This is a genomic window from Candidatus Brocadia sapporoensis, from assembly GCF_001753675.2.
GTDB classification, from domain to species: Bacteria; Planctomycetota; Brocadiia; order Brocadiales; family Brocadiaceae; genus Brocadia; species Brocadia sapporoensis.
In genome coordinates, this window is sequence record NZ_MJUW02000040.1 from 1 (window position 1) to 15020 (window position 15020).

Sequence of the window (15020 nt, forward strand, 5' to 3'; positions counted from 1 at the left end):
TTTCTCGTTTTTCTTGATACCTGTATTACGCAATTTCCTAACCGGACAATGCTGATTCGGTGTGTAAAAAAATATAATATCGCCTAAAAAATGGATCTTGTTGTTAATGTTATTAGTCAGAAAAACCATTAAACTATAGGATTTTTTCTCTTTTTCAAAAATCTCCTTGACATATATATATTGTATATTATATATTCTCGCCTGTCGTATATATAGCTTTTTCGAACAAACGAACGTATCCAAAATATCCAGTTCAATAACCATTTCTCGGCAAACTTTATGCAATGTTTATTTTGCAAGGTAGACAACGATAAAGTTATTAACTCCCGAACATCGATAGATGGCCTGAGTATTAAACGAAGGCGGGAATGTTTGGGCTGTGGCCGCCGGTACACAACCTATGAACGGATCGAAGAGAGTCCGTTGCGTGTCGTTAAGAAGGATGGAACGCGGGAGTCTTTTGATCGCAGAAAGATACTGAAGGGACTGGAGAAGGCATGCGAGAAGAGGCCGATATCGACAGACACCTTGGAAAATATTGTAAACGAAATTGAACGTGAAATTTACAACCAATTCGATCGGGAGGTAACTACGAATTTCATTGGATCGCTGGTAATGCAAAAACTAAAGATCCTTGATGCTGTGGCTTATGTACGTTTTGCATCGGTGTATCGGGAATTCAAGGACATTTCTGAATTTATTGACGAATTAAAACCGTTAATGACGAACGAAAAAAAGAAAAAAAAGGACGGGAGTAATAGCTCCCGCAGTATATCTCTTCAACATTAGACCAAAGGGAAGGGAAAATGAATACAACAACAATAGAGTACGTAGTAAAACGCGATGGAAGATTAGTGCCTTTTAATGAAAAAAAGATTGCTGATGCTATCTTCAAGGCGGCACAGGCGGTGGGGGGGAATGACCGCGCACTGGCAGACGAACTAGCGGTTGTTGTTACCATGTTTTTAGAAAAAAAGCATGCAGGACAAAACCCCAGTATTGAAGAGATACAGGACGTCGTAGAGAAGGTGCTCATCGAAACAGGACATGCCAAAACGTCCAAAGCATACATCCTTTATCGTGATAAAAGGGCAAGGACCCGGGAATCCCTTCGGGTGAGAAAACAAACGAAAAAGCGGGCAGACACCACGGATGTTTCCCTTTTGGTCGATACCGAGACAAAAGACGAAACTTTTCCCTGGGATAAGAGAAAGATTGCGGGTGCCCTGGAGAAGGAAGCAGATCTTTCCGAAGGGATTGCATCTGAAATTGCTGGCGTTGTTGAGCAGCGGGTATTTTCTTCCGGATTAAATCGCATTTCCACGGCATTGATACGCGAGCTGGTAGATAATGAACTCTTTGAGAGGGGCTACAGTAAGAAACTCGAAAAGCAAGCCGTGATCGGTATGCCTAAGTACGATCTCGAAGAGTTAATCATGTCAAAGAACAAGGAGAACAGCAATATTGCCACGAATAATCCGGAGGCAATTAATCTTGCAATTGCTGAAAATACCTTAAAGCAGTATGCCCTTCAGGAGGTATTTTCACGAGATGTGGCAGATGCCCATCTTAATGGGATGGTGCACATTCACGACCTTGGTTATCCGACAAGGGTATATTGCTCTTCCCACTCTCTTGAATATCTGAAAAAATACGGATTGTCGCTCCAAAACCTGGACACAGAATCAGCGCCTGCAAAGCATGCGCGTACACTGACGGGTCACTTGAATACCTTTCTGGCTTCAATGCAGGCCTATTACGCCGGGGCTCTCGGTGTAGCATATGTCAATATTATGTATGCCCCTTATCTGGAAGGAATGAGTTATGCAGAGATGAAACAGGAAGCACAGCATCTGATCTTTAGTTGTTCCCAGAGTGCTTTTTCCCGCGGAGGCCAGACCTTGTTTCTGGATTTTAATGTCCATACCGGTATCCCGCGATATTTAAGGAATATTCCTGCTATCGGTCCTGGCGGGAAACCGACAGGAAAGACCTATGGGGAGTACGAAGAAACGGCGCGGCAATTTACCCTGGCAATGCTGGATGTATGGCGTGAAGGAGATTGTTATGGCCATGTCTTTGCTTTTCCGAAATGCGATTTTCATATCAATGAGGACACCCTTAACGATCCGAAGCAATACGAAATCCTTGAATATGCTTGCCAGATTGCCAGTGAAAATGGCGTTCCCTATTTTATCTTCGACAGGGATGAAATTACCCTCTCTGCCTGCTGCCGTTTGCGTACCACGATAGATGACAATTATATGATCAAACATCCGGAAAGTATGCGTTTTTGCGGATTTCAGAATATTACGGTTAACCTGCCACAGGCATCCTACCGGGCAGGTAGAGGCAATTGGGACGCATTGTACAAAGAGATCGACAAGGGCATTGAGATTGCCGTCAAGGCGCATATTCAGAAAAAGGCGTTTGTTACGAAATTGATGGCCAGCCCCGAGATGCCCCTTTGGGAAATTGGCAAGAAGGCAAAGGATGGACGCCCTTATGTGGATCTGGAGACCTCGACCTACATCGTGGGTATCCTGGGATTGAATGAATGTCTGCAATTTATGACCGGAAGGGAATTGCATGAAGGCGATGATATGATTAAGCTGGGATTACGGGTCATTTCTCACATGTATATGCGCGTTAAGGAGGCAGGCAGAAAATATAAGCTGAAATTTTCCTTAGAAGAATCCCCTGCAGAAAGCGCCAGCAGGCGGCTGGCAAAGGTTGATGTTAGGAATTATCCGGAAGCAGCAGAAATGGTTAAAGGGAATATCGAAAAGGATGAATTCTATTACACCAATAGCGTACATCTGCGTCCGGATGCTCCGGTGGATATGATTACCAGGATATTCCTTCAGAGCAAGTTCCATACGATGATTGAATCGGGTGCAATTATCCATGCATTTGTAGGTGAAGAAAGGCCGCCGGCTTCCAGCATCATGAATCTGGTCAAAAAGACCTTTAAGAATACCCAGGCTGCGCAGGTTACCATTTCCCCGGAATTTACTATTTGCAACGATTGCAAGAAGGTTACCCAAAAACTTACCGATACCTGCGGACACTGCGGTTCCAGGAATGTGTACGGGATTTCACGGATAGTGGGATATTTCAGCCGTATTAATAACTGGAACAAATCCAAGATTGGTGAACTGGCAGACAGGCACAAGGGCAATTATACGGTAAATGATTTCTTGCCCAAAAAGGACCGAATGCCTGCGGAACCATGCACAACGAAGTGTTAAATTCAGGTACAGAAATTTCAAAACAGGGGTACAAAATTTTGTGCTCCTGTAAATAGTATGCTGAATGGGTGAAGCGGAGCGCATCCAATAAAAATAGACAAAAAGACGGGTTTTCTCCGTTTAACCCGTTCATTCTAATCGTGACATAGAATGGTTGTTCCAATTAAGGGATTTATAGAGAATAGTTTAATCGAGTGGGAAGGGAAGATTGTATCAATAGTCTTTTTGCCTACCTGCAACTTTCGTTGCCCTTATTGTCATGCTCCTCATTTAGTACAATCACCGAATGATTTAGAATCTATTCCCGCTGATGCAGTGATTGACAAGATGAGACAAAATCGTGGGTGGGTTGACGGCGTTGTTGTTACGGGTGGCGAACCAACCTCACATAAACATCTCGATGGATTTTTGACATCGTTGAAAGATACGGGAGTTGTGGTACGTCTGGATACCAATGGCACAAATCCTCATATCTTAAAAGATTTAATTGCTAAAAAACTGCTGGATTGCGTGGCCATGGATATCAAGGCCCCCCTTCAGCAGAGAAAATATGAACTGGTTTCTGGGGTGCCTTGTAATATTGATGATATTCAGGAGAGTATCCGGATTATCATGGAAAGCGGTATTGAGTACGAATTTAGGACTACCGTCTGTCCGACACAGCTTGATGGAGACGATATTGAAGAAATCGCCAGAACTATCCAGGGTGCGTGGCGTTATATTCTCCAGGCTTTTCGACCGAATCATTGTCTGGATACCGGGATGTTAAAGATTGAACCGTATCCCGCCGAAATGCTAAGGGATTTTGCGGCACGAGCTGGCAAATATGTCGATTACTGCTGTGTGCGCGGTGAAGAAGGGAAGGTTTTGCAAAGAAATTGGTAATTTCATTATACTATTTTGGTCTCATACCAGGTCAGAGAAAGGGGGTGATTGTCTATGGCGGCAAAGAAGTGTGGAAGTTCTTCAAAGACATCAAAAGGAACTGCAAAGAAAAGTACTAAGAAAACAGCAAAGAAATAAATAAACGACAGTGCGTTTGTATAGTATTTTAAAAATCTTTTAAGATACTCTTAGATTTAGAAGTTTGCTATTTTAGCAAAAGGTAAAAATTTGTATATCGTATAGGTACTCAATATTCATGGTTAATGTATAAAATATTTTCATATTTTCATTTCAGAGACCAAATGTAGTATGTATAATGATAAAGGGGTATTTCGCACTAGCGAAATACCCCTTTTTAGTAACGGATGTTTCTTTTATTATTTTAAATTGTCAGGATCATGAGACTAAAAAAACTGGAATTATTTGGGTTTAAATCTTTCGCAGAAAAAACTGAAATCGCCTTTGAGGATGGAATAACCGTCATTGTGGGACCGAATGGATGCGGGAAGAGCAATGTCATTGATGCGCTCAAGTGGGTGCTTGGTGAGCAGAGCGTAAAGTCACTTCGGGGCAACGAAATGGCAGATGTGATTTTCAATGGAACGGATAAACGTCCATCCCTGGGTTATGCCGAGGTATCCCTGACCATCCAAAATAATAAAGGACTGTTACCTCTCGAATACTCCGAGGTCTGTATAACCCGCCGTTTGTACACCTCGGGAGAATCTGAATATTTTCTCAACAAACAGGCAAGCAGACTAAAAGATATCCGCGAGCTTTTTCTGGATACTGGTTTTGGAGCAAATGCCTATTCTGTCATTGAGCAGGGCAACGTGGAGGCCATGCTGCAGGCGGATTCTCGTGAGAGACGGACATTGTTTGAAGAAGCAGCCGGTATCAGCAAGTTTAAATCGCGTAAAAAAACAGCCTTGAGTAAGCTTGAACATGTTGAACAAAATCTCCTCCGGGTTGGTGACATTGTTGAGGAACTGCAGAAGCAGCTCCGGTCGGTGAAGCTCCAGGCGTCAAAGGCGCGAAAATACCAGGAATATGTAGAACATCTCAAAAAATTAAAGATCGGTCTCTCGCTACGGAACTATCGTGATTTCAAAGGGAAAAAGACAACTATTTCTGAGCAGGTCAACCAGGCAGTAGAACAAAACAACGCGATCGTTGCCGGATTGAACGAGCTTGAAGTGCAAATAACGGCAATTGAGGGCATAGTAGGGCAATTAGAGAAGCAATTGTCGCAGATGCAGACGGAACGGATAAATTTGGAGACGCAAATCTCTAAAAATCAGGACAAAATAAAATATAATCACGAACGCATGAAAGAATTGGAAATGCTCCGTGAAAAATATGCTGAACAACAAAAGGGTCTCGAAAACAAAGTGCTTGAGGTAAACAACAAGATTACAGAGACAAAGGAAATGGTGAATACCGTAACGCAGGAAATGATAAAATTTGCTGATATCCAGAAGGCAAAAGAGGTTTTCCAGAAAGAGATCAGCTTCGAATGCGACATGCTGTATCAGGGTATTGACGAAAAGAAGTCCGAGGTTATCTCGATCCTTCAACAAGAATCCAGCCTCCAGAATGAAATTGGCAGCCTGACCACCGAAAAAGACGCCTTGAAAGGCAGAAAAATACGGCTTTCCAGAAGACAAGAGGAAATTACTTCAGTCGTGGATATCCTGACGTCCAAATATGAGGAGATTACAAAGGAAAAGAATACCCTCGTGGAAGAATTTCATGGCTTAGACCAGAAACTATCCACCTCAAAAGGACGTATACAAGAACTCGTGAGTATGATGCGTTCTCTGGACGAACAAATCAATCAGCAAAAACAATTGCAGAGCAGTAAGATCTCCCGCCATGAAGTGCTTATGGATTTTGAAATGCGTGCGGAGGGTGTAGAATCCGGTGCAAAGGCTATTTTGGATGAGTCCAAAAAGGATCCCGCAGCCGTAAGCGGCATCCGGGGCATGATTGCCGATCTGGTTAAAGTCGACCTCCCATATGCATTGGCTATCGAGACTGCCCTCGGTGAAAGGGTTCAGGGGATTATCACCGATACCACCGATAATGCTGTCCAGGCGGTTGCATTCCTGCAGAAGAGTCAAAAAGGACACGCAATCTTTTTCCCGTTGGATAGAACCAATGACTACCCCTCTATTCCTGAAGAAATTCTGCAAAAACCCGATGTCGTCGGTGTCGCACGCAAATTCGTTAACAGTACGGAAGCGGTTTGCAAGGTGGTCGATGGTTTTCTGAATAATACAATCATTGTAAAGGATCTTACCGCCGCACTTGCCATGGGCTGCAACAATCGTACTGTCCGGTACGTTACCCTTGACGGCGCACTGCTAGAACCCGACGGTGCGCTCAGCGGTGGCAAGAAGCAAGGGCAGGTGGGCATCATATCCCGGAAAAGCGAGCTGAAGAAGATCGAGGAGGAATTGATTCACATCCGGCAAATCCTTGAGAAATTGGAAATGGACAAACAATATCACATCGAGGAAATTACCGGACTTGAAGTGGAAACTGCCCAGCTGGCAAAGAGAATCGAACAGATAAACATCCTGAAGATTTCAAAGGACAATGAGATTACCCAAAATGAACAGAAGCGGGACGAACTCACGGCAGAGAAAAAAATCAATGAAAATGAGATGGAAGAGATCGATGTGGAAGTGGAAAACGCTTCTGAACGTGAGCGAAGTTTACAGGCAGAATTAATGCATTTCAATCAGCAACACAAGCAGTTAGAACAACAGGTTGAAGAGTCTGCTATGCTTGTGGAAGAAAAAGAGCTTTTAAAAAAGAATGTTCAGGAGGAAATAACTGCGGTTAAAATCGGCCTTGCGCAAAGACAGGAAAAGAAAGACGGTCTGGACAAAGCGTCGCATAAACTCGATGCCGAGTTACTGGAAGCACAAGAACAGATTACCCTGAGCATGCGAGAACGCGAGGAGTGTCAGAAAAAAAAGCAGGAAGCTGAAGCGGAGATTAAACACATGGAACTTCTTCTCCGTGAACTCGATACACAAAGGATAGCTTTGGAAGAGTCGATAGTTTCTTGCAAGACGGAGCGGGATGGCCATAATCTGAAAACCACAGAATTGAAGGAACACCTTGATGAAAAGCGTGCAGAGCAGAAACACTTCGAGCAACAGATCCAGGAATTAAAACTCAAGGAAAACGAGTATCACATCCGTCTCTCCAATCTTGAAGAGCGTGTACGGGAGGAATATCACGTTGAGTTGTCAGATTTAGATAATACTACCGATGAAATTAAATTGGAACTCACCACGTCACAGCCGGAATCTACCGATCCAACCCAACTCCAGGTTGATTTTTGGGAGACAGTTTCCAAGGAAATCGAGGAACTGCAGGGAAAGATCGGAAGGCTGGGGAATGTGAACCTGGAGGCCATCAAAGAGCAAGATGAGCTGGAGATTCGCGAGACATTTCTGGTAAATCAGAAAGAAGACCTTGAGAAATCCCAGGATGCGCTGCAGAATCTGATAAAAAAGATCAACCATACCAGCCGCGAATTGTTTGAAAAAGTATTCAACGACATCCGCCAGAATTTCCAGGTGATGTTCCGAAAATTATTTGGCGGGGGTAAAGGCGACATAATCCTGGAGGAAAATGTGGACATCCTGGAGGCGGGCATTGAGATCATGGCGCAGCCACCCAGTAAAGAACTCCGTTCAATTACCCTCCTCTCCGGTGGTGAAAAGGTAATGACCACCGTAGCGCTCCTTTTTGCAGTATTCCAATCAAAACCCAGCCCATTCTGCATCCTGGACGAGGCAGATGCCGCCCTGGATGAGAGCAACATAAATAGGTTTACCCACATTCTGAAGGAATTTACCAAAGACACGCAATTTCTCGTAATTACCCACAACAAGGTGACCATGAGCGTTGCCGATGTAATGTACGGAATTACCATGCAAGAACCGGGCGTATCTATGAAGGTGGCCGTTAAATTCGAGGAAATCGAGAAGAAGGTTGCGTAAAATCTTTAACGACGGTTTACCTTTGTAAATTTGCTTGACAAAAAACTGAGCACTTAGTATATTCCAAATCATAATTAAGATTCAGGCGATGGAGTTCGCCTTAATTGCTATGTGATAGCTGATAACTCCTATTGAAGCTAAATACTTCGATAGGAGTTTTTTTATTTATAAGAACCCCTGTCAAAGACAAAGTCTCGACAGGGGTTTTTTGTTATGGAGGAATTGTTCCATGTTAGAAGAATTTATAAGGCATAAGATCGAAATACTGGGCATCATTGAAAATGTCGAGGCATTGATGAGGAATGATGTGGGGGCCAAGGACAACAGGCTGTTCATGGTCAAAGAACAGTTGATATCAAATTGTTTTAATCTGGTGGTTTTAGGACAATTTAAAAGGGGCAAGACAACTCTTATTAATAGCCTGATCGGCGAGGAGATACTTCCCTCTTCCATAGTGCCGCTGACCTCTATCGTGACGATCATAAAGTATGGTGAAGAGATTGGTTGTTTGGTCTCCATGAAGGATGGCAGCGAAAAGAAGATTTGCATAGAGGAACTTCCTGAATATGTGACAGAAAAGGGGAATCCTAAAAATATACGAGGCGTACGATGCGCACGCATCGGGTATCCATCCCCTTTCCTCGAAAAAGGGATACTGCTGGTAGATACGCCGGGAGTGGGATCCACCTTTCTGCACAATACAGAAACGACCTATGAATTTTTAGACCACCTGGATGCGGCATTGTTCCTTATGAGCGCCGATGTTCCTGTCTCACAGGTAGAAAAAGAACTCCTCGATACCATCAAAGGCTCTACCCGGAAGATATTCTTTGTCTTGAATAAGATTGATAATTTTACTGCAAAAGAGATTGAAGAAATAGCCGCCTTCAATAAACAGGTACTGGAGGAGATGGGGTTTACCGTTCAGGAAATCTGGCCTGTCTCAGCCAGGGAAGCACTGAAGGCGAAAACTGTGAATAATGACATTCAACTTTCGCAGAGCGGTCTTTTGGGGCTGGAAGATGCCTTAGGGAGTTTTCTCTCTTTCGAGAAAGGTAAAATCGTCCTGAATACCACCATATCCAGGACAAAGCGGTTTGTCTCCCAGAAACTATCCCAGATAGCCATAGAGAAAAAGACTATGGAGGCCTCCGGAGAAGAGTTAGAAAATAAGATTAACACATTTCATCAGCTTGTAGGGAACCTGAAGCAGGACAGGGAAGATATGAAATATCTGCTCAAGGGCGAATCAGACAAGCTGTGTTTCAAGGTGGAGGAGATGTTAAAGATTTTAGAAGAAAAGGAGACTCCAAGAGTCAAGCAGTGTCTCACGGATTTCTATGAAAAAAATCCTGATCCCAATCCCACCGTTTTAAGGGACGAAATGCAGAAGGTTATCAAGGAGGAGATCATCAGGGGATTCGATGCATTCAGAAAGGATACCGAGAAGGTAATCTCAAATAATATTCAAGAAACCTTTAATCGTTTTACAAGGCGTTCCAATAATATTATCAACGAGTTCAAAACGGCTGCCGAAATACTCTTTGAGGTATCTATGGAACAATGTGAATTTTCCGTTGAACTAGCCAGGGATACCGGTTTTTATTACATGATCCAGGAATATACCGCCCCTACGGAAGAAGAAGTCAAGTCCATCCTGCGCATCCTCTTGCCGAAATCCATGAGCAGAAAGATGGTCTTGAACGAGATGATGGAGCGGGTGTCCTCCGATGTGGGCAGGAATTGTGGCAGGACACGCTCAGACCTTACAGCAAGGATCAGTAAAACCATTGACCATTATTCGAAACAACTGAAAGAGCTTGGGAATGACCTTATTGCACAGATAGAACAGGCCATACAAAAAGGACAAGAGAGACGAAGCGCGGGTAGTGAGTCGATACGGCTTGAGCAAGGGGTATTAACGAACAAGACCTGAGCTCTGGAAGAGCAGAAAGAAAATCTGGAAAGGGTGTGGAACTCCGTAAATCTGATGGACGTAAAGACAGAACAGATGGTATTCTGACACAAACATGCATAAACAAACCTCTCTTTTTAAAGGGGAAGCGGGTATTTCTTTTCGTAAATATTTTTCTTGACAGCGTTATGCCTTATATGATATAACTCCTCCCGAATATGAATGTGAAATGTAAGATATGGTTTGAAAAAAATGGTGGCGTGGCCTTCGCCGAGGGAAGGAGGATGTTATTGGAAGCGGTAGATCGTTTGGGATCTTTGAATGCAGCGGCGAAGGAGTTGGGGATGTCGTACCGGGCTGCCTGGGGAAAGATCAAGGCCACAGAGAAGGCGTTAGGTATAAAGTTATTGGAGGTTACTACCGGAGGAAAGGGTGGAGGCGGGGCTACCCTGACGCCAGATGCAAGGGAGCTCATCCGGAAATTCGAAAAATACACAAACCGGATGAACTTATTAATGGAAAGGGAATTCAAAAATATTTTCGATAAAAAGAAATCATAGCGGACAAAAGTATTTTCGCTTTTTTTGCAAGAAATTGTACAAGAAATACGAATATGGGAGAGTGGAGAAACGAAGGGTATAAAAAAAAAGAATTGAAATATTTCCCCCTTTTTCCTCCTTTCTCCTTGAATATTTTTCTCCGGCTTGTTCGGTTAAAATATGGCAAACAGACTTTGCGGGACAATTATCAGTATAACTCGGGGACAGATTCATGCACATGTACAAATCTTGTGGAAGGACGTTCCTCTGAGCGTCATCATCACAAGGGCTTCGTGTGATGACATGCACCTTGCGGTGGGTGACACGATTTCTGCGCTTATCAAGGGTACGGACATCATGCTTGCAAAATCCTTTTCAGGAATGCTGAGCGCGCGAAACAAGGTCAAGTGCGTTGTGAGAGATATTGTTCAGGGAGATGTATTGTCAAAGGTTTTTGTGGAATCTCAAGGTGATATGCTCCATGTTATTATTACGAGTACATCGCTAAAGGATATGGGAATTAGCACGGACGATGAAGTCACGGCAATCGTAAAATCGACAGAATTGATATTATCGAAGGAAATTTAACCGTGAAGAGAATGTGGTGGTATGCACGATAAATGATTTTCAGGTGTGATATTTGAAATACCGCACAGGGCAGGTTGTGTAAATCGGACATCCATTTTTATTTATATTCGCTATGTCAATAATGATATAACAACAACGAAAGGAGGGGTAGATGCGAAGTACCTGGTCTGTATATAGTATGTCTCTGGCTTTGGTATTCTGTGTTGTATATGCTGATGGTGTGGCGCAGAACGTAAGCGCCCAGGATGTCGTTCAGAACAAGGAGCCAGCTAACGGTGAAACAGATGAGTTAAAAAAGCAATTAAACCAAATGGAGAAAGCGTTTCTCGTACAGCAGAAAATGATGAAAGAGATGGAGGCACTGGCATTGAGCCAGCAGGAGCAAATCAAGGAATTGAAAAACCGTATCGAAGCGGTAAGTGAGAAACCGGTGGCCGTTGCAAAGGAGGAGATTAAAGAAGAGGTAAAGCAGGAAATGAAACAGGAGGTAGGGAACTACCTCGCATCCGATGAGGCGCGGGAAAAACTGGGATTAGGCTTGCCCGGCAAATACGAATCTGTTAACGGCTACTATACGCCCGACAGAGAAAGAACCTCGATAGGCTTTCAAACAAGGGATGGGAAATATTCTTTAAACATGGGTTTCAGAATGCAGATGCGTTTTACCTACAGAGACAGGGACGAGGATTTTCATCAAACGGATATAGCCGATATTGATTTGCGCAGGGCACGGGTCTGCTTTGGCGGTAACATTTATAGCAAGGACTTGAATTATTACGTGGAACTTAGCGGCGATAGCTATAATGTAACTATGTGGGACTATTATGTCTACTGGACACCGCTCGCTGCACTTAATATAAAGACAGGGTATTTTAAAGTGCCGGCCAGCCGCCAGTGGCAAGCAGCAGCTTTTAAGCTTCTCTTCCAGGACAGGTCAATTGCCACCAATGATTTTAAACAGGACAGGGATTATGGTCTGGACATCTATGGTTTGCCTTTTGATGGCCACGTGGAATACCATGCGTCCGTTTTTCGCGGCGCTGGTCAGAATCCCTTAAAAACCTATGGAAAGGATGAAAACATTGACAATCATCTCATGTATGTGCTCAGTGCACGATACAATCCTTTTGGAATCTATGATTATTATGACGAAACTGACCTGAAATACACAGAAAAATTTAAGGCAACGGCTGGCGCTTCAGTAATCTATAATGCAAAAGATAATGACACGAAGCTGGCGGATACCAATGTTGTGGTTGGTAACTTTGATCTGGGTATGAGATACAAAGGGTTTACGTGGGATAGTGGCTATTACATAAGATCGGAAAATCCCGATAAAGATATCGGTGGTGATACGATAAATTCAGACGGTTTCTATACTCAGGCAGGTTATTTTGTAATCCCTAAAAAACTGGAGGTCGGGGCCCGTTACTCTTTGTTAGATCCCAATCAAGATGTGCCGGATGATATTCAGAAGGAGTATTCAGCGGGCATCAATTATTACTTCCGTGGTCATCGTTCAAAGATACAGACCGATGTGGCTCGCTATGTAACAGAAACCACAGATGGAAACAACAATGAAAACAGATTCAGATTACAGTATCAATTGATATTTTAGGGGAGGATATGATGAATTTGAGAAGGTCTAAAGGGCTGGTTACAAAATTTATTCCAGTTGCATGTGTAACGTGGTTGCTGTTTTTGGTGATGGCTTTTCACAATCCAGTTCTGGCAGAGGAAAAAATCCTTATTGCTGCCGCCGCCAATCTGAACCCTGCCATGAATGATATTATCAAAGGATTTAAGAAGGAGCATCCTACCATTGTTGCAGAGGTATCGTATGGTTCTTCCGGTAATTTCTTTGCCCAGATTAAACAGGGGGCGCCTTTTGATATCTTTTTCTCAGCCGATACAACCTATCCCGTGCGCCTCGAAGATGAAGGTTTGGCGGTAAAGGGTGAGAGCAAGATTTACGCCTTTGGGAGCATTGTGCTCTGGATACCGAGGAGTTCTTCACTAAATCCCCGGAAAGGGTTACCTTTAGTTTCTGATAACAAAGTAAAAAAGCTGGCTATTGCAAATCAAAAACTTGCACCCTATGGTATGGCGGCAGAGGAGGCGCTTCGATACTATGGATTGTGGGACAAGGTTCAGGACAAGCTGGTCTTCGGGGAAAATATCTCGCAAACGGCGCAATTCGTCCTATCAGGTGCGGCTGATGTGGGGATTATCGCCCTGTCTCAGGCAATTTCACCAAAAATGGAGAACGACGGAGATTACTGGATCATCCCCGCCGAATCGTATAACAAGCTTGGACAAGCTTACACTATTTTACAAAGAGGCAAAGGTAAGTCCGATGTCAAAAAATTCCTGGAATTTGTGCAAGGGAAAAAAGGGGAGAAAGTATTTTTGAAATATGGTTATTCACTTCCAAAATAGATTAGCCATATTTATCATAAAAAATATAGCAAACTTGTTTATAAAGGGGGAATGGTTTTTCCCAGAGGACCCAGATATCCTAATTTGTCATGGAGATTGGTGATCTGGAACCTTCTCCGCATGAAAGGAGCAAGGTATGAAGATCAGCGCTCGTAATATTTTAAAAGGTAAGGTCAAGGAAGTGAAGCATGGTATGGTGGACACGGAGGTGGATATAGAATTGCCTGGAGGGGGTGAAATCGTATCAATCATTACGAAACACTCTGCAGAAACGATGAAACTGGTAAAAGGCAAAGAAGTTTATGCGGTCATCAAGGCATCCAATGTAATGATTATGGTAGACTAACCACTGAGGAAACAGACATCAGGTAAAGAGTAAGAAACGATTCAAATACAGCCACCGCGCTTTCGCGCGGTGGCTGTATTTGAATCGTCTTGGGGAATAGCAATATACAAAACTCTTACAACAACAGGAAAAGTGTGAAAAAAATACGCGACAGAATAATTAACGTAAACTACTTGCATACTAATCGTTATTATGTAAGATACCCATGTGGACAAATGCATAGAGACCACATATCCTTTAAACTACAGGACGATTTTTCATGAATTTTGCAGCTCCTTTCCTTTTAACCTTAAAGCTTGCTACCATTACAACACTTTTCTTGTTTGTCTTAGGTATCCCTTTTGCCTACTGGCTCGCATTCTCGAAGTTGCGATTAAAGTTCATTGTGGAATCCGTAACGGCCCTGCCTCTCGTGCTTCCACCTACAGTTTTAGGCTTTTACATCCTTATGGCCATTGGAGCAAACGGTTTTGCCGGGCGTTGGTATGCAGGTGTTTTTCATAAGACACTTGCCTTCTCCTTTCAGGGACTTGTTGTGGGCTCGTTTATCTATAACCTGCCCTTTGCAATACGCCCCTTTCAACTGGCCTTTATCGGGGTGGATAAAAAATTGCTTGAGGCATCATGGAGTCTGGGCAGGTCTAAATTCTATACCTTCCTTTTTGTTATTTTTCCGCTCTCCCGGCAAGGTATTATAACAGGCTGCATACTCTCCTTTGCGCATTGCGTAGGAGAATTTGGGGTTGTCCTTATGATCGGGGGAAATATCCCGGGAGTTACCAGGGTTGCATCGGTGGCTATCTACGATGAGGTGCAGGCGCTGAATTACGGAACTGCGAATATCTACGCAGCCATTCTGCTTGCGTTTTCATTTATAATACTTACGATAGTCTATTTTATCAATAGACGTTTTTTTATGCGCATGTTCTAACCCGAACAAGCCGGAAAAGACAAAACACGAAACACGAAATTCGCGAGTCAACCCCGTCCGGGTTAATTTTTCCCATATCATTGCTAAAAATGTAAAAAATATCT

Annotated in this window: 11 protein-coding genes and 1 riboswitch; all 11 genes read left to right on the forward strand. The window is 43.3% G+C overall.

The annotated features are described in order from the left end of the window. Positions 1-279: 279 nt before the first annotated feature. The 11 genes from nrdR to modB all read left to right on the forward strand — a co-directional run bounded on the left by nrdR (position 280) and on the right by modB (position 14916). Positions 280-789 carry a transcriptional regulator NrdR gene (gene nrdR / locus BIY37_RS03460; RefSeq protein ID WP_070066446.1) on the forward strand — a complete coding sequence of 170 codons (510 nt, stop codon included), beginning with the start codon at positions 280-282 and terminating at the stop codon, positions 787-789. 17 nt (positions 790-806) lie between these two features. After that, positions 807-3251, forward strand: coding sequence for an anaerobic ribonucleoside-triphosphate reductase (gene nrdD / locus BIY37_RS03465; protein ID WP_070066447.1), 2445 nt, complete (start codon positions 807-809; stop codon positions 3249-3251). 150 nt (positions 3252-3401) lie between these two features. After that, entirely contained in the window at positions 3402-4136 is a 735-nt protein-coding gene (locus BIY37_RS03470; protein ID WP_070066448.1) for an anaerobic ribonucleoside-triphosphate reductase activating protein, read from the forward strand. A gap of 398 nt (positions 4137-4534) precedes the next feature. Next, positions 4535-8158 carry a chromosome segregation protein SMC gene (gene smc / locus BIY37_RS03475; protein ID WP_070066449.1) on the forward strand — a complete coding sequence of 1208 codons (3624 nt, stop codon included), beginning with the start codon at positions 4535-4537 and terminating at the stop codon, positions 8156-8158. A 75-nt stretch (positions 8159-8233) separates the two neighbouring features. Beyond that, positions 8234-8296: riboswitch (Fluoride riboswitch) on the forward strand. A gap of 91 nt (positions 8297-8387) precedes the next feature. Further along, on the forward strand, positions 8388-10094 hold the full coding sequence (locus tag BIY37_RS03480) for a dynamin family protein (RefSeq protein WP_070066450.1): 1707 nt from the start codon (positions 8388-8390) through the stop codon (positions 10092-10094). Between the two features lie 203 nt (positions 10095-10297). Beyond that, positions 10298-10633 carry a winged helix-turn-helix domain-containing protein gene (locus BIY37_RS03485; RefSeq protein WP_201789378.1) on the forward strand — a complete coding sequence of 112 codons (336 nt, stop codon included), beginning with the start codon at positions 10298-10300 and terminating at the stop codon, positions 10631-10633. A 159-nt stretch (positions 10634-10792) separates the two neighbouring features. Next, positions 10793-11200 carry a TOBE domain-containing protein gene (locus BIY37_RS03490; protein ID WP_080324820.1) on the forward strand — a complete coding sequence of 136 codons (408 nt, stop codon included), beginning with the start codon at positions 10793-10795 and terminating at the stop codon, positions 11198-11200. A gap of 151 nt (positions 11201-11351) precedes the next feature. After that, a complete protein-coding gene (locus BIY37_RS03495) occupies positions 11352-12818 on the forward strand; it encodes a porin (RefSeq protein WP_080324821.1) in 1467 nt (488 codons plus the stop codon). A gap of 8 nt (positions 12819-12826) precedes the next feature. Further along, the gene (modA, locus tag BIY37_RS03500; protein ID WP_080324822.1) at positions 12827-13639 is read left to right on the forward strand and encodes a molybdate ABC transporter substrate-binding protein; all 813 of its coding nucleotides are present in this window, start codon (positions 12827-12829) and stop codon (positions 13637-13639) included. Positions 13640-13775: 136 nt separating this feature from the next. After that, positions 13776-13985, forward strand: coding sequence for a TOBE domain-containing protein (locus BIY37_RS03505; RefSeq protein WP_070066454.1), 210 nt, complete (start codon positions 13776-13778; stop codon positions 13983-13985). 259 nt (positions 13986-14244) lie between these two features. Further along, positions 14245-14916: a molybdate ABC transporter permease subunit gene (gene modB / locus BIY37_RS03510; protein ID WP_070066455.1), complete on the forward strand. Its 672-nt coding sequence runs from the start codon at positions 14245-14247 to the stop codon at positions 14914-14916. The last annotated feature ends 104 nt before the right edge of the window (positions 14917-15020 follow it).